The 16,473-nt window shown below is 68.6% G+C and carries 14 protein-coding genes; 2 read left to right on the top strand and 12 right to left on the bottom strand.

All coding sequences use genetic code 11. The features are described from left to right. The first annotated feature begins 7 nt into the window (after positions 1–7). Together RIN18_RS08570 and RIN18_RS08565 are read left to right on the top strand one after the other, a co-directional pair. A complete protein-coding gene (locus tag RIN18_RS08570) occupies positions 8–484 on the top strand; it encodes a VanZ family protein (protein ID WP_309103545.1) in 477 nt (158 codons plus the stop codon). Then, positions 481–1,320 (top strand): HAD-IIB family hydrolase, encoded by an 840-nt coding sequence (locus tag RIN18_RS08565; RefSeq protein WP_309103544.1) that lies wholly within the window; start codon positions 481–483, stop codon positions 1,318–1,320. The genes RIN18_RS08570 and RIN18_RS08565 overlap by 4 nt, the downstream gene beginning before the upstream one ends. Here RIN18_RS08565 and RIN18_RS08560 read toward each other — a convergent pair. The 12 genes from RIN18_RS08560 to RIN18_RS08505 all read right to left on the bottom strand — a co-directional run bounded on the left by RIN18_RS08560 (position 1,259) and on the right by RIN18_RS08505 (position 16,349). After that, positions 1,259–2,518, bottom strand: coding sequence for an alpha-hydroxy acid oxidase (locus RIN18_RS08560; RefSeq protein ID WP_309103543.1), 1,260 nt, complete (start codon positions 2,516–2,518; stop codon positions 1,259–1,261). The genes RIN18_RS08565 and RIN18_RS08560 overlap by 62 nt on opposite strands. Positions 2,519–2,529: 11 nt before the next feature. Further along, positions 2,530–3,288 (bottom strand): FCD domain-containing protein, encoded by a 759-nt coding sequence (locus RIN18_RS08555; RefSeq protein ID WP_309103542.1) that lies wholly within the window; start codon positions 3,286–3,288, stop codon positions 2,530–2,532. Between the two features lie 135 nt (positions 3,289–3,423). Then, positions 3,424–4,065: a thymidine kinase gene (locus RIN18_RS08550; protein WP_309103541.1), complete on the bottom strand. Its 642-nt coding sequence runs from the start codon at positions 4,063–4,065 to the stop codon at positions 3,424–3,426. A gap of 7 nt (positions 4,066–4,072) precedes the next feature. Then, positions 4,073–5,545, bottom strand: coding sequence for a malate:quinone oxidoreductase (locus tag RIN18_RS08545; RefSeq protein WP_375163514.1), 1,473 nt, complete (start codon positions 5,543–5,545; stop codon positions 4,073–4,075). Between the two features lie 143 nt (positions 5,546–5,688). After that, positions 5,689–6,762 carry an aspartate-semialdehyde dehydrogenase gene (locus RIN18_RS08540; protein ID WP_309103540.1) on the bottom strand — a complete coding sequence of 358 codons (1,074 nt, stop codon included), beginning with the start codon at positions 6,760–6,762 and terminating at the stop codon, positions 5,689–5,691. Positions 6,763–6,919: 157 nt separating this feature from the next. Continuing rightward, complete coding sequence (locus tag RIN18_RS08535; protein ID WP_309103539.1) at positions 6,920–7,381, bottom strand: GNAT family N-acetyltransferase; 462 nt, start codon at positions 7,379–7,381, stop codon at positions 6,920–6,922. Position 7,382: 1 nt separating this feature from the next. Then, on the bottom strand, positions 7,383–8,672 hold the full coding sequence (locus RIN18_RS08530; protein WP_309103538.1) for an aspartate kinase: 1,290 nt from the start codon (positions 8,670–8,672) through the stop codon (positions 7,383–7,385). 223 nt (positions 8,673–8,895) lie between these two features. Beyond that, positions 8,896–9,873: an EamA family transporter gene (locus RIN18_RS08525; protein ID WP_309103537.1), complete on the bottom strand. Its 978-nt coding sequence runs from the start codon at positions 9,871–9,873 to the stop codon at positions 8,896–8,898. Next, positions 9,870–10,463, bottom strand: coding sequence for a recombination mediator RecR (gene recR, locus RIN18_RS08520; protein ID WP_309103536.1), 594 nt, complete (start codon positions 10,461–10,463; stop codon positions 9,870–9,872). The genes RIN18_RS08525 and recR overlap by 4 nt, the downstream gene beginning before the upstream one ends. Further along, the gene (locus tag RIN18_RS08515) at positions 10,463–12,928 is read right to left on the bottom strand and encodes a DNA polymerase III subunit gamma and tau (RefSeq protein WP_309103535.1); all 2,466 of its coding nucleotides are present in this window, start codon (positions 12,926–12,928) and stop codon (positions 10,463–10,465) included. The genes recR and RIN18_RS08515 overlap by 1 nt, the downstream gene beginning before the upstream one ends. Positions 12,929–13,119: 191 nt before the next feature. Further along, a complete protein-coding gene (locus RIN18_RS08510) occupies positions 13,120–15,600 on the bottom strand; it encodes a glycosyl hydrolase family 65 protein (protein WP_309103534.1) in 2,481 nt (826 codons plus the stop codon). Then, positions 15,597–16,349: an HAD-IA family hydrolase gene (locus RIN18_RS08505; RefSeq protein WP_309103533.1), complete on the bottom strand. Its 753-nt coding sequence runs from the start codon at positions 16,347–16,349 to the stop codon at positions 15,597–15,599. The genes RIN18_RS08510 and RIN18_RS08505 overlap by 4 nt, the downstream gene beginning before the upstream one ends. Positions 16,350–16,473 lie beyond the last annotated feature (124 nt).

Raw genomic sequence — 16,473 nt, 5'->3', positions numbered from 1 at the left:
GAGAGGCGTGAGCGATCTGATGCCGCCGCCGCGCCGTCTCACGCGGACCGTCGCGCTCGCCCTCGGCGTCCCGTTCCTCGCCGGTCTCGCGATGCTGACCCTCACCCCTTCCCGTGTCGAGGAGCGTATGCCGAACCTCCTCGACCGGGCGCTCGGTGCCCTTCGTGACCTCGGCTGGAGCCGGATCGGTTTCAATGAGCTCGAGGTGCTGGCGAACATCCTCGTGTTCGCCCCGATCGGCATCCTCGCATTCCTGTTCATTCCGCGTCGCCTTTGGTTGTTGTCTTTTCTCACGGGACCGGCGATCTCCGCCGGCATCGAGGGCATGCAGCACCTCACCCTCCCCCATCGCGCCGCGACCGTGGCCGACGTCGTCGCGAACTCGACGGGGGCGACGATCGGGGTCCTGCTCGCGGTCACCTTCACCCTGCTTTTCGCGCCGCGTCGCTCGCACCATCCCTCCCCTACCCTGGAAGCATCATGACCGCGCCTACTCTCGTCGCCTTCGATCTCGACGACACCCTCGCACCGTCCAAGGGAGCGATCAGCCCCCGCATCGCCGAACTCCTGCAGACGCTGCTGCAGCGCGTCGAGGTCGCGATCATCTCCGGCGGCAATGAGCACCAGTTCCACACGCAGGTCATCGCTCAGCTCGGCGATGTCGACATCGCAGCCCTCACGCGCCTGCACCTGCTGCCCACCTGCGGCACCCGCTACATCCGTCACGACGGAACCGGCTTCGCCTCGGTGTATGCGCATGACCTCACACAGGAGGAGAAGGCCGGCGCTCTCACCGCGCTCCGTGAAGAGGCAGAGCGCCTGGGGCTCTGGGAGGCGGAGCCGTGGGGCGACATCCTTGAGGACCGAGGGTCGCAGATCACCTTCTCGGCTCTCGGACAGCAGGCGCCGCGCGAGGCGAAGCATGAGTGGGATCCGACCGGCTCCAAGCGCGCCGCCCTCCGCGATGCCGTCGCCGCCCGCCTTCCGGGCCTCGAGGTGCGCTCCGGTGGGTCGACATCGATCGACATCACCCGCGCCGGGATCGACAAGGCCTACGGCATGCAACAGCTCACCGAGCGCACCGGCATCCCGCTGTCTTCGATGCTGTTCTACGGCGACCGACTCGACGACGGCGGCAACGACTACCCCGTGCTCGCGTTGGGAGTTCCCTCGATCGCCGTCGACGGCTGGGAAGACACCGCCGACAAGCTCGACGAGCTGCTGAAGGTGCTTCAGATCGCTTCGCCGTCCGGCGATCTCACGCCGTCGCCGTCGCCGTCCGCTCCCGATTCACCGGCACGAGCCGCTGCAACTGGGTGACGTGCGCGGGCTCGAGTTCGGCGAGCGACGAGACACCGAGCAGCCGCATGGTCCGCACGATCTCTCCGCGCAGGATCTCGATCGTGCGGTCGACGCCCTCTCGCCCGCCTGCCATGAGCCCGTACAGGTACGCGCGCCCGATGAGCGTGAAATCGGCGCCCAGGGCGATGGACGCGACGATGTCGGCGCCGTTCATGATGCCGGTGTCGATCATCACGGTGAAGTCGTCACCCACGGCCGCTCGCACGGAGGGCAGCAGGTGGAACGGGATCGGCGCGCGGTCGAGCTGGCGGCCGCCGTGGTTGGACAGCACGATGCCGTCGACACCGGCGTCGCGGAGCCGCAGTGAGTCCTCGACGGTCTGGACGCCCTTGATGATGATCTTGCCGGGCCAGATGTCTCGGATGACGGCGAGGTCGGCGTAGCTGATGGTCGGATCCATCGCCGCATCCAGCAGCTCACCGACCGTCCCGCCGGTGGTGCTCAGCGAGGCGAACTCGAGCTTCGGTGTCGTGAGGAAGTCGTACCACCACCAGGGCCTCGGAAGGGCGTTGATGATGGTGCCGAGCGTGAGCTGCGGCGGGATCGAGAAGCCGTTGCGCTTGTCACGCAGCCGGGCACCTGCGACAGGTGTGTCGACGGTGAACTGGAGTGTGTCGAATCCGGCGGCTGCTGCTCTGCGCGTGAGTTCGTACGAGATCTCGCGGTCGCGCATGACGTAGAGCTGAAACCAGTTGCGTCCGTGCGGATTCACCTCTTTGACACCCTCGATCGAGGTCGTGCCGAGGGTGGAGAGGGTGAACGGGATGCCGGCCGCCGCTGCGGCTCCGGCACCTGCGACCTCTCCCTCCGTCTGCATGAGACGGGTGAATCCGGTCGGTGCGATCCCGAACGGCAGCGCACTCGGCCCGTCGAGGATGTCGACGGACGTGTCGACATCGGGGGCCGGGCGGAGGATGCCGGGGTGGAACTCGATGTCCTGGAAGGCCTGGCGCGCGCGGGTCAGGGAGAGCTCTCCCTCGGCTGCCCCGTCGGTGTAGTCGAAGGCTGGCTTGGGTGTGCGACGCTTGGCGATCAGGCGGAGGTCGTCGATCGTGAGTGCGGCGGCGAGGCGGCGCTTCCTGCCGTTCAGTTCGGGCGCTTTGAACTTCATCAGGTCGAAGATCTCGGCGGGCTTGGGCAGCTGGCGCTTGACCATGGGGGTTCCTCTCAGACGTCGGTGAACGCGGAGTCATCCCGCGTGCGGGTGACCCGGGTGAGCCCGGTCGCGGTGTAGTAGCCGGTGATGTGGTCGTGAACGAGAGAGCGAGCGGTGGCCTGCTCACCGCGAGCGATCGCCGCCACGAGGGCGCGATGCTCGGCGCGAAGGCGAGCCGACATCGCATCCCAGTCGGAGACGGCAGCCGCTCCCTGCTGCACGTAGGATTCGATCGCGGTGCGAAGGCCCGCCATCATCGCGGCGATCACGGTGTTGCCGCTCGCCTCGGCGAGTGCCAGGTGCAGCTGGGCGTCGAGTGCCAGGAACTCATCGGAGGTGAGGTGGTCGACGTCCATGGCGTCGAGCAGCCGGTGAGCGGCCGAGAGATCTCGTCTGTCCGCACCGGCAAGAGATGCGACAACGGCATCCTCGAGCACGAGCCGCGTGCGCACCACATCCTTCAACGGGAATCCCTGAGCCGCCACCTGCAGTCGCAGGAGGGTCGACAGACCCCCGGTGGGTGTCGCGATGACGATTGCTCCCGACTGGGGTCCTGACCCCGTCGCGGTGCGGATGAGGCCCATCACCTCGAGCACTCGGAGTGCCTCACGGACGCTGGAGCGGCCGACGCCGAGGTCCGACGCGAGGTCGCGTTCGGATGCGAGCCGGTCGCCGGGGCTGAGGCGACCGTCGAGCAGGTCTCGTTCGACGCTCTCGAGCACGACGCGCCATGCGCGCGGCGACACAGCGCCGTCTTCGTCTTCCGGCATCCCGCCTCCTGTGGTCTGACCACAGGGTATCCGGTGTGGTCAGACCACGCAAACAGGTGACGTCGTCACCTCGACGGTTCGCTTGCGCCGTCCGGCCAGCGCGCTCTCGCGTTCCGGGACTGCGCGGGCGTGCTCTCAGCCCAGGCGTCCGCCGGACTCTTCGAGATAGCACGCGCCGCACAGCGACTCGTAGGTGGTGACGAGCTCCGATCCGGTGCCGTCGATGGCCACCTGGTCGCCGTCGAAGACGAACCGTCCGCCCATCACGCGCCCGTTGAACACGGCCTTTCGACCGCAACGGCAGATCGTCTTCAGCTCTTCGAGTGTGTGCGCGATCGCGAGGAGGCGGGCCGAGCCCGCAAAGGCATGCGTGCGGAAGTCGTTGCGGATGCCGTAGGCCATGACCGGAATCCCGTCCTCGACCGCGATGCGGAAGAGGTCGTCGATCTGTGCTTCAGTGAGGAACTGCGCCTCGTCGATCAGCAGGCAGGCGACGTCGACCGGGACGCTCGGGACCAACGTGTCTTGCTCGGATTGCCGCGTCCGCTCGCGGTGCTCGGCGAACAGCATCCTCGCGTCGTCGCCGGGGCCGATGAGGAAGTCGACGTCGCGGGTCATGCCCAGGCGGCTCTCGATCTGCGATGCGCCCTTGGTGTCGATCGCGGGCTTTGCGAGCAGGACGCGCTGACCACGCTCTTCGTAGTTGTAGGCGGCCTGCAGGAGTGACGTGGACTTGCCCGAGTTCATCGCGCCGTAGCGGAAGTAGAGCTTCGCCACGTCGATGTCAGACGTTGATGCCGAGAGTCGCGGCCGTCGCCGCCGTGGACTTCTCCGCGAGCGCCGGGTCGTCGTTCAGTTCCTGTCCGAACGTCGGGATCAGCTCATGCAGCTTCGGCTCCCAACCGCGGTACTGCTCGGGGAAGCAGCGCTTGAGCAGCCCCAGCATGATCGGCACCGCCGTGGAGGCACCGGGGGACGCCCCGAGCAGGCCGGCGATGCTGCCGTCTGCCGAGGCGACGACCTCGGTCCCGAACTGCAGGATGCCACCCTTCTTCGGGTCCTTCTTCATCACCTGTGCGCGCTGGCCCGCGTCGATGAGGGTCCAATCCTCGTCCTTGGCGGTCGGCATGAAGGTGCGGAGGCTGTCGACCTTCTTGCGGTGGTTCTTCATCAGCTCGCCGACGAGGTACGTGATGAGGTCGGGGTTCGCGAACGCGACCCGGAGCATGGGCCACAGGTTGTGCGGGCGCACCTGGGCGACGATGTCGAGCATCGAACCCTGCTTGAGGAACTTCGGACTGAACGTCGCGAACGGCCCGAACATGAGCGACGACTCACCATCCACCACTCGGGTGTCCAGGTGCGGCACCGACATCGGGGGCGCGCCGACCGAAGCCTGCGAGTACACCTTGGCCTTGTGCTGGGAGACGATGTCGGGGTTCGTGGTCTTGAGGAACTGCCCGCCGATCGGGAAGACGCCGTAGCCCTTGATCTCGGGGATACCTGAGCGCTGCAGCAGTTTGAGCGCCCAGCCGCCCGCGCCGACGAACACGAACTTCGCCTTCAGCTCGTTCGGGGTGTGACCGATGGAGTTGCGGTACTTGACGAGCCAGGTGCCGTCCTTCTGCCTCTTCAGCGAGCGCACTTCGTGATTGGTGCGGAGCGAGACGCCGTCGGCGGTGAGGTGGTCGAAGAGCTGATGCGTCAGCGCACCGAAGTCGACGTCGGTCCCGGCCGGAACACGCGTCGCCGCGAACGGCTCTCCCTTGCGACGCTTCTGCATCAGAAGGGGCGCCCACTTGTTGATGACGCGGGAGTCTTCGCTGTACTCGATACCGGCGAACAGCGGCTGCTCCTTGAGGACCTCGTACCGTTCGCGCAGGTACGCCACGTCCTTCTCGCCGCGAACGAAGGTCATGTGGGGAGTGGCGTTGATGAAGGTCGAGGGCGCATCGAGCACGCCCTTCTCTACCAGCGTCGACCAGAACTGGCGGCTCTGCTGAAACTGCTCGTTGATGTTCACAGCCTTGGACGGGTCGAGCGGGCCGTCGGGGTTCTTCGGCATGTAGTTCAGCTCGCAGAGGGCGGCATGCCCGGTGCCCGCGTTGTTCCAGGCGTTCGAGCTCTCCTGCGCGACGTCGGAGAGTCGCTCGAAGGCGACGATCTTCCACTCCGGCTGCAATTCGTGCAGCAAGGTACCCAGGGTGGCGCTCATGATGCCACCACCGATCAGGACGACGTCGACGGTTTCAGTCACCACACCAGTCTAGTTGCCCGAAGGCGACGGCCCGATCGCGGTCGGCGCCGCTCACCCCGACCGGCGAGATTGCATCCGTGCGCCGAGACGGTGGCCTGACGCCACGATCTCGGCGGCGAACTGCAGTCTCAGCGGATGGGAGATCAGGCGGCGGGGACGCCGAGGCGCTCGGCGACGAGTTCGGCGATCTGCACGGCGTTGAGAGCCGCGCCCTTTCGCAGGTTGTCGTTGCTGATGAAGAGCACGAGACCCTTGCCCTCCGGCGCCGACTGGTCGGCACGGATGCGCCCGACGTAGCTCGGGTCCTTGCCCGCTGCGTGCAGCGGTGTCGGCACCTCGGCGAGCTCGACACCGGGTGCCTCCGCCAGCACCTCGCGCGCACGCTCTGGGGTGATCTCGCGGGCGAACTCGGCGTTGATCGACAGCGAGTGGCCGGTGAACACCGGTACCCGCACGCACGTGCCCGCGACACGGAGGTCCGGCAGCTCGAGGATCTTGCGGCTCTCGTTGCGCAGCTTCTTCTCTTCGTCGGTCTCGTTCAGCCCGTCGTCGACGATGGAACCGGCGAGCGGGATCACGTCGAACGCGATGGGTGCGGTGTACTTCTCGGGAGCCGGGAAGTCGACGGACGAGCCGTCATGCACGAGGCGGAGGGTGTCTCCCTGGGCGAGGACGCTCTCGACCTGACCGAGCAGCTCCTGCGCGCCGGCGAGGCCGGAGCCGGACACCGCCTGGTATGTGCTCACGATGAGGCGCTCGAGGCCCGCTTCGGCGTGCAGCGCCTTCAGCGCGGGCATCGCGGCCATCGTCGTGCAGTTCGGGTTGGCGATGATCCCCTTGGGGCGCTCATCGATCGCGTGCGGGTTCACCTCGCTGACCACGAGCGGGACGTCCGGGTCCATGCGCCACGCGCTCGAGTTGTCGACGACGACCGCCCCTGCCTCGGCGAAGCGGGGTGCGTGAGCACGGCTGGCCGTGGCGCCGGCGGAGAAGAGCGCGATGTCGATGCCCGAGACATCCGCCGTCTCGACGTCTTCGACCGTCACCGACGTGCCGGCGAAGTCGATCGCCGTTCCGGCCGAACGCGACGACGAGAACAGTCGCAGCGAGCGGATCGGAAATGACCGCTCGGCGAGAATCTCGCGCATCACGGTGCCCACTTGCCCGGTGGCGCCAACGATGGCGACGGAGAGTCCTGAGTCGGAGATACTGGTCATGTCGTTCCTTGGCGTCGTGCAGAGCTGCGTACGAGGCGGAAGGCGCGGTGACGGGGTGCGGATGCCGCGCCTGGCGCCGATGTCAGGGTTTCGGCGAGTCTACCGCGCTCCGAAGGGTAGGAGACGCGTGGTGCTGCGGGGGCTCCGCCGAGCACCGTCAGGCGGTGACCTGACCAGCCGGCGGCGCGACGTAGGTGACGAACGGGAGCCTCTCGGCAAGCCGGTCGTACAGTCGCTGTGCCTCGGTGTTCGTCTCGGATGTGATCCAGCGCACTTCGAGCAGGCCTTCGGATGCCGCCGTCTCCTGCAGCCGGGCCACAAGGGCGGTTCCGATACCCGCTCCGCGAGCCTCGGACGTCGTGAAAAGGTCATCGAGGAAGATCGCTGCGCCGCCGCGCGACGGGCGCACGAACCGCCGCCAGTGCGCGAGGCCGACAGGAGTTCCGTCCTTGACGGCGAGCAGGCCCTGGAGCTCGTGGCCGTCGTCGAGCAGCCAGTTCCAGACCGTGCCGATCACGCCCGGATCCGGTTCGTACCCGTAGAAGTCGCGGTACCCGCGGAACAGCGATTCCCATGCGGCGCGATCGGACGGGTCGAGCGCTCGGATGAGAACCGTCATGTCAGCGACCGGTGCCGGCGTGGACGGTGGCTTCGATCTCGCCGTCGAGGCCGTAGGCGCTGTGCACCGAGCGAGCGGCATCGGCCAGATCGTCGCCGCGGAGCACGACCGAGATGCGGATCTCGGACGTCGAGATCATCTCGATGTTGATGCCGCCGGCGGAGAGCGCCTCGAACAGCGTCGCGGAGACGCCGGAGTGCGTGCGCATTCCCGCACCGACGACCGAGAGCTTGCCGATCTGGTCGTCATGCACGAGGTTGTGGAATCCGACCTCGGTCTGCTCCCCCGCGAGGGCCTTCAGCGCCGCGGCGGCATCCGCCTTCGGAACCGTGAAGGAGATGTCCGTGCGGCCCGTGGATGCGGCCGACACGTTCTGGACGATCATGTCGACGTTCGCGCCGGACTTCGCCACGATCTTGAAGATCTCGGCGGCCTTGCCCGGAACATCGGGAACGCCGGCGACGGTGATCTTCGCCTGGCTGAAATCGGTGGCCACTCCTGCGACGATCGGCTCTTCCATGGAGGCTGCTCCCTCGGCTTCGCGAGGGTTCTTCATACCCTCGCCCAGAACGTATGTGCCCTCAGCCGACGAGAACGTCGACCGGGCGTGGATGAGCACGCCATGGCGGCGTGCGTACTCGACGGCGCGGATGTAGAGCACCTTTGCACCGTTCGCGGCGAGCTCGAGCATCTCCTCGCTGCCGATGTGGTCGAGCTTCTGTGCCCGCGGGATGACGCGGGGGTCTGCAGTGAAGATGCCGTCGACGTCGCTGTAGATCTCGCACACGTCCGCGTCGAGCGCTGCGGCCAACGCCACCGCGGTGGTGTCGGAGCCTCCGCGCCCCAGCGTCGTGATGTCGCGGGTGTCGCGGTTGAATCCCTGGAACCCGGCGACGATGACGATCGCGCCCTCATCGAGCGCCTCCCGCAGCCGGATGGGGGTGACATCGACGATGCGCGCGGCACCGTGCTGCGAGTCGGTGATCATGCCGGCCTGGCTGCCGGTGAAGGAGCGGGCTTCGAAGCCCATCGAGTGGATGGCCATCGCGAGCAGCGCCATCGAGATGCGCTCACCGCTCGAGAGCAGCATGTCCAGCTCTCGCGGTGCCGGGATCGGAGCGACCTCGGCTGCGAGCTCGAGAAGCTCGTCCGTGGTGTCGCCCATGGCGCTGACGGCGACCACCACATCGTGGCCCGCGCGCCGCGTGTCGACGATGCGCTTGGCGACGCGCTTGATGCTCTCCGCGTCGGCGACGGAGGAGCCGCCGTACTTCTGCACGATGAGGGCCACATTCACTCCCGGGGACGTCGGGCGGATCCGCCCACGCACATTCTACGTTCGTCGCATATGCCGAGACCCGCATGTGACGCATGCGCGGAGTCTCCTTCGCGCGCCCGTCGAGTGCACGAGCTCTCGCCGAGTGCACGGGTTCTCGCCGAGTGCACGGGTATTCGAGGTCAACGAGCCGTGCACTCGGCGGAAAGCCGTGCACTCGGCAGCCCGCGCGCCGAGATCAGGGAGTCGGAACGGCGGGCGGCGGCGTCCCGGCAGGAGCACGCAAGCGCCCGCCGGTGCCGGCGAACCAGCATCCGACGATGATCAGCGGGAATCCGATGAGCAGCCCGGGTGTCAGCGGCTCAGCGAGCACGAACGCGCCGAGGATGATCGCGACCACCGGGTTCACATAGGTGAAAAGGGGCGCCCGCACCGGTCCGACTTCGCGAATGAGCGCGAAGAACGCCAGGAACGCCACCGCGGTGCAGACGATTGCCAGGGCCAGAAGCGCCAGCACCGACGGCATGGTCGGGATCTCATGCTGCGTGAGCAGTCCGATCGGCAGATAGATCACGCCGATCATCAGCAGCGAAAGCGTGATCGTGCCGAGGGATGGCACCTGGGCGAGCTTGCGGGCGACGATGAACGGGGCGACTGCATACAGCACCGCGACCAGCAGCACCTCCACCGCCGCGAACAGGCTCACCTCACCGCCGAACAGGCCGGGCCCCGCCACGACGATCGCGACGCCGACGAATCCCACCAGCAGCCCGATGGCACGTGCGGGTCGCAGGACCGCGCGGTCGCCCCCGCCCAGGGCGATGATCGCGGCGAACAGCGGCACGGTGGCGACGAGCAGCCCCGTCATACCGGAAGGCAGAGTCATCTCGGCGTGTCCGAGCAACAGGAAGGGTCCGGCCATCTCGACGAGGCCGAAGGCGAGGACCCAGGGCCAGTGTCTGAGGGCGGCGCGCAGGCTGCCGTTGCGGATGGCGAAGGGAAGCAGCAGGAGCGCAGCGATGAGCGTGCGACCCGCGACGATCGCCGGCGGCGAGATCGACTCCACCGCGATGCTGATGAAGAGGTAGGGCACGCCCCACAGCAGCGCCATCGCGCCGAAGAGGAGCCAGCCGCGGCGCGTGAACCCGGGCTGTGCGCTCGTCCGACCACCGCGATCTTCGCTCCGCACCGTCGGTGCGTCGACCGAATCGCTCACAGCACGCGCCGCCCTTCGAACGCGCGCCCGAGTGTGACCTCGTCGGCGTACTCCAGATCGCCTCCGACGGGGAGTCCGGAGGCGAGGCGCGACACGGTGATCTGCATCGTGGTCAACAGGCGGCTGAGGTAGCTGGCAGTCGCCTCGCCTTCGAGGTTGGGGTTCGTAGCGAGAATGACCTCCTGCACCGTGCCGTCGGCGAGGCGCGTCATGAGCTGCGCGATGCGAAGATCGTCGGGACCGATGCCCGCGATCGGGCTGATCACCCCTCCGAGCACGTGATAGAGGCCACGGAACTCACGGGTCCGCTCGATCGCGGCGACGTCCTTGGCGTCTTCCACGACGCAGATCAGGGCGGGATTGCGGCGCGGGTCCCGGCAGATCCCGCACCGCTCCTGCTCCGCGACGTTGCCGCAGATCTCGCAGAACCGGACCCGGATGCGGATCTCGGTGAGCAGCTCCGACAGCCGAGCGACGTCGAATGTCGGGGTCTGCAGGATGTGGAACGCGATGCGCTGCGCGGACTTCGGTCCGATGCCGGGCAGCCGGCCGAACTCGTCGATGAGCTCCTGAACGATTCCGTCGTACATCAGGCGAACCTCGTCGGCGGTTCGTATGGTTCTTCGCGCAGGAAGGTGGCGCCGAGCACCTGCCGGATCACGGCCTCGCCGTAGCGCTGCACGCCGCCTGTGGCCGGGCCGCGCTCCGAGACGACGGGAGGTTGCTGGGCGCGCGGCTGCGCCTGATGATCTGCCGGAGCGCCCGCGGCGGCGTTCGGACGATCGGCTCGCGCGGCCGTGGTCGGCAGCGCCGACACCGGCGGCGCAGCCTCATTCGCTGAGCCGGTCGAGACGGCGGACGCCGTTGTCGCCTGCTGCGTCGGCATCGCCGGCTCGTATGGCGGCTCATCGAACGGGTCGGGGGCGTCGTCGTCATCCGGCAGCGGTGGCTCGTCATCGTCGACGGCACCGTCGACCGGTGGAACGGGCGCGGAGGCTGCGGCCTCGACGTCTGCCGGCTCCTCGTCAACCGGGAGGGGCGTCGGTGCGACGACCGCAGGATCAGCGGCCGGGATTGGAGCGACCGCCCATTCAGTGACCGCCGGTGCCGACGCTCCGCGTGCCTGCGACGGCGCCGATCCCGTTGCTTTCAGCGCGGCAGGCGCGGAGGCAGCGGCGGCACCGGCGGCAGCGGCGCCGGGGGCAACGGCACCGGGACCAGTGGCGCGGGAACCTGCGCTGTCCTGTGCGGCACCCGACCCGCCGCCCGCCGCCGGAGCGGGCGACCCGCCGCCGCGACGCGACGGCCCACCGGAGGGAAGCGGTGCCGGCAGATACTTCACCCGAACGCCCACCTCCTGTTCGATCGCGGTACGAAGATGATCGGACGGACCCGAGCCAGGGGTGGAGCCCTTGAACTTGGCGACATCGTGCTGGCTCGTGAATCCCAGCGTGAGCACCTCGCTCTCGGTGTCGTAGGCCAGAGGCTGCACCGCTGTGGCGAGCAGCCACGATGAGCGGCTGATGCTCTCGAGCCGGGTGAGCACCCGCGGCCACACCGACGTGAGGATCTCGAGAGTCACCGGTCCGGCGGCAACGGATGCCGCCGGCGCAGCTGCCGTCGAACGCGCACCCGCAGCAGAGTCACCGGCAGCCGTCCCGGCGGTGCCGTCGGATCTCGGATCGGAGGTGTCGGATGCCGCTGCTGCGATGGCAGCACCGGGAGCATTCGCAGCGACGGCGGCACCGTCTGCCGCGGGACCATCGGACGGCCCCGCACCGGAGGCGGTCGGCGTGAGCGACCCGCCGTCCGCGCCGCGGAGCGGGATGTCACCGGCGGTGGGCGCCGGCTGCGCGGCGGGGGATGCCGCCGGTGCCGGTGTGACCCGCGTCGGCTGCGCGGCCGGGGCCGCAACCGCACCATCCGCTCCCCCGGCGGAGGCGGCCGTCAGCACGCGGGCGACCATGAGTTCGAGGTGCAGGCGCGGTGAGGTCGCTCCGGACATGTCGTCGAGTGCTGCACTGACGATGTCTGCCGTGCGCGAAAGGCGCGCGGAACCGAAGGCGGCCGCCTGCCCGCGCATGCGCTCGAGATCGTCTTCGGCGATGCCACGAAGCACCGCTGACGCTCCGGCTCCGACGGCGGCGATGACGATGAGGTCACGCAGACGCTCGAGCAGATCGTCGACGAATCGCCGCGGATCCTGCCCGGTCTGGACCACCCGGTCGATCGCAGGGAAGGCCGTCGCCGCGTCGGCTGCGGCCAGGGCATCGACGATCTCGTCGAGCAGAGCGGCGTGGGTGTAGCCGAGCAACGCGACGGCACGGGCGTAGCCGACCGTGACGGTCTCCGACCCCGCCGGGGCGTCGGAGCCGGCGATGAGCTGGTCGAGAAGCGACAGGGTGTCTCTCGGTGACCCGCCTCCTGCGCGGACGACGAGCGGCAGCACCCCCTGCTCGACGATGACGCCCTCTTCGCCGCAGAGCTTCGCGACGTATTCGAGCATGGCTGCGGGCGGCACCAGCCGGAACGGATAGTGGTGAGTGCGGGAGCGGATCGTGCCGAGCACCTTCTCGGGCTCGGTCGTCGCGAAGATGAACTTCACATGCTCCGGCGGCTCTTCGACGAGCTTGAGCAGCGCGTTGAACCCCTGCGGGGTGACCATGTGCGCCTCATCGAGGATGAAGATCTTGTACCGGTCGCGGCTGGGGGCGAAGGTCGCCCGCTCGCGGAGGTCGCGGGCGTCGTCGACGCCGTTGTGGCTCGCAGCGTCGATCTCGACGACGTCGAGCGAGCCGCCGCCAGCGCGCGAGAGTTCGACGCAGCTCGGGCAGGTGCCGCACGGGGTGTCCGTCGGCCCCTCGGCGCAGTTCAGGCAGCGGGCGAGGATGCGCGCCGAAGTCGTCTTGCCGCATCCGCGCGGCCCGGAGAAGAGATAGGCGTGCCCGACCCGGTCGCCCCGAAGGGCGGTCATCAGCGGCTCGGTCACCTGGGCCTGCCCGATCATCTCGCCGAAGGACTCGGGCCGGTAACGGCGGTAGAGGGCTGTGGTCACCTCAACAGCCTACGGCGTGCCGCCGACACTTCGGCAGGCCCCGGACATCACGTTCCGACCCCGCGAGCGACCTCGCGCCGAGACCAACAGTTCGCGCCGAGACCCACAGCGAAAAGCGGCGATCAGTGTGGGTCGGCGTCGAGTGTGGGTCTCGGGGTCTCGCCCCGAGACCCACACGACGAGCATGCGACTCAGTCGACGGTCTCGATGATCGGGATCGCCGTGGTGATGACCGGCACGGATGCGGACAGCCGCGTGCCGTCGTCCCGACGGGCGTCGGCGAACCGCCGCAGTGTCGGACGGCCCGGGATGAGCGGCCCCTGATCGGCGAGGTGAACGACGGCATCCGCCCCGACCGCGGCCGTGTACGCCACCCCTCGCACGGCGAACTCCACCGGCTCACCGGAGCGCACCTCGACCCGCAGCTGGTCACGGAGGACGGTGACCTGCAAGGACGATCCCTGCCACTGCATCGGGAACGACAGCGACGGCCAGTCCGCCGGGAGGCGCGGGTCGAAGCTGAGCTCGCCGGCGTGATCGCGCATCCCGCCGAAGCCGGAGACGAGCGCCGTCCACACGCCGCCTGCCGACGCCACGTGCACGCCGTCTGCGGCGTTGTGGTGCAGGTCGCCGAGGTCGACATAGATCGACTGCTCGAAGTACTGCTTGGCGAGGTCCTGGTAGCCGACCTCGGCCGCGAGGATCGACTGCACGACGGCGGAGAGCGTCGAATCGCCCGTGGTCAGCGGGTCGTAGTACTCGAAGTCGGCGAGTTTCTCCTCGGGCGTGAAGTGGTTGCCCTGCAGGAACAGTGCCAGCACCACGTCGGCCTGCTTGAGCACCTGGAACCGGTAGATCACCAGCGGGTGGAAGTGCAGCAGCAGCGGGCGCTGCTCGCGGGGCGTGTGAGCCAGATCCCAGACCTCGCGCTCGAGGAAAAGCGAGTCCTGCGGGTGGATGCCGAGCCCCTCGCTGAATGGGATGAACATCGCCTCGGCGGCGCGATCCCATGCATCCGGCTCCCCGGCCGACAACCCCGTGCGGTCGGCGAGCGCCTCGTAGGCGGCGGGGTTGCGCTCCGCGATCTCGCGCACGACCCGAGCCGCATAGCGGAGGTTGTAGCGTGCCATGACGTTCGTGAAGAGGTTGTCGTTGACGACCGTGGTGTACTCGTCCGGCCCGGTGACGCCATGGATGTGGAACGTCTCAGTCCCGTCGCTCGTGCGCCAGAAGCCCAGCGTCGCCCACAGACGCGCGGTCTCCACCGCGATGTCGACGCCCTCGCGGCTGAGGAAGTCCTCGTCTCCGGTGGCGCGGACGTACTTGCCGAGCGCGAAGCTCACGTCGGCGTTGATGTGGTACTGCGCGGTTCCCGCCGCATAGTACGCCGAGGCCTCCTCGCCATTGATCGTCCGCCAGGGGAACAGGGCACCGGCCTCGTTCAGCTGGGCCGCACGCCGGCGAGCAGCCGGGAGCATCAGCACGCGGGCGCGCAGTGCGTTGCGCGCCCATTGCGGCGACGTGTACGTCAGGAAGGGGAGCACATAGATCTCGGTGTCCCAGAAATAGTGACCGCTGTAGCCCGAGCCGGACACGCCCTTCGCCGGCACGCCGGTGCCGTCGGCGCGCGCGGCCGCCTGCGCGAGCTGCAGCAGGCACCAGCGGGTCGCCTGCTGCAGGTCGTCGTGTCCGCCGATCTGCACATCGCTGCGCTCCCAGAACGCGGCGAGCCACTCGGCCTGCTTGCGGAACTGTGCTTCGACACCCTCGACGGCGGCGCGGTCGAGCGTGCGCCGGCAGCGATCGACGAGTTCGCGTGCCGGCACCCCGCGAGAGGTGTGGTAGCTGACGAGCTTGGTCAGCCGGATCGGCACGCCGGCTTTGGCCTGCACGCGGAAGACGTTCTTCGCGGTGTCGGGTTCGCAGAGCTGACGCGCGCTGTACTCGTTCTCGGTCTCGATGACGTGGTCGGCGACCACGGCCACGGTCATACCCGAGTCGACCACCTGGTACGACAGCACCGAGCGCAGTCCGTCCTGCCAGAACTCCACCGGCTCCAGCACGCGGTCGCCGATCTTCTCGGCCCGCCGCGGGTCGAAGCCGGTCTTCTGCGCCGCCGCGGGCGTCCCGGAGTACACCCCGGCGCCGTCCTGACGGTTCAGCAGCTGACAGCTGATCGTCACCGGGGCATCGGAGTTCTCCACGACGACCTCGAGCCGGAGGATCGCGAGGTGTCGTTCCTCGAAGCTGACGATGCGCTCGTCGCGGATGCGCACGCGCTTACCGGACGGCGTCTCCCACACCACGGTCCGCTCCAGCACTCCGGTGCGCATGTCGAGGACGCGCCGGTACTCGCGCACGTCCGCCTCGTCGAACGAGATCGGCTCGTCATCGACGTACACGCGCATGATCTTGGCGTCCGGGGCGTTGACGATGGTCTGGCCGACCTCCGCGAAGCCGTACGCCTGTTCGGCGTGCCGGATGGGCCAGGTCTCGTGCAGGCCGTTGATGAACGTGCCGTGCTCGTGGGCGCCGCGGCCCTCGATGTGATTGCCGCGAAGGCCGAGATAGCCATTGCCCACCGTGAACAGGGTCTCGCCGACGCCTTCTTCGGAATGGCGGGTCTCGATGAGACGCCACGGGTCGATGGGGAAACGATCGCGATCGATCATGCGGTCTCCGTCTGGTCGGTGGTCGGCAGAAGGCGGGCGAGGTCGTCGATGACGCAGGTGGCACCGGCGGCCAGCAGGGCGTCGGGGCCTGCTCCGCGGTCGACGCCGACGATGTCGCGGAAGCCGGCGGCGGCGGCGGAAGCGGCGCCCGACGTCGCATCCTCGATGGCGACGCTCGAGGCGGGGTCGACGCCAAGAGCGCGCGCGCCCTCGGCGAACATGTCGGCGGCGGGCTTGGATGCCAGGCCGTCGCGTTCGGCGACGACGCCGTCGACGACGACGGTGAAGAACTCGCGGATGCCGGCGGCGGCGAGAACCTCCTGCGCATTCTTCGAGCTGGACACGACACCGAGCGGGATGCCGCTGTCGCGCAGGTGCGCGATCAGCATGAGCGACCCGGCGTACGGCGCGATCCCCTCGCTGCGCAGCGAGGTCGAGAAAGCGGCGTTCTTCCTGTTGCCGATGCCGCAGATCGTTTCGGCTTCGGGCGGGTCGTCGACGGCACCCCACGGCACTTCGATGTTGCGGCTGTGCAGCAGGCTCGCGACGCCGTCATAGCGCTTCTTGCCGTCGACGTAGTCGAAGTAATCGGCATCCGAGTAAGGCGGCTCGATCCCCCAGCGCGCGAAGACGTCGTCGAAGACGGCCTTCCAGGCGCGCATGTGCACCTCGGCGGTGGGTGTCAGTACTCCGTCGAGGTCGAGGAGCACACCGTCCGCACGGAGCAGATCGGGCAGTTTTTCGGGCACGGGAACCTCCGGGAAGAAGGGCGAGGGGTTCGGCACTGCTCCGTGCCATCTGACAGCGTACTGCCGGCGGCGGGCAGAGGTCACCCAGCATCCGGCGTCTGGGTAGCAGATCAGTCCGATCCGT

The sequence above is a fragment of the Microbacterium sp. genome, from assembly GCF_031179285.1.
Taxonomy (GTDB): domain Bacteria; phylum Actinomycetota; class Actinomycetes; order Actinomycetales; family Microbacteriaceae; genus Microbacterium.
Note: the sequence above shows the minus strand (reverse complement) of the source record. Positions and strands in the feature narration are given on the sequence as shown.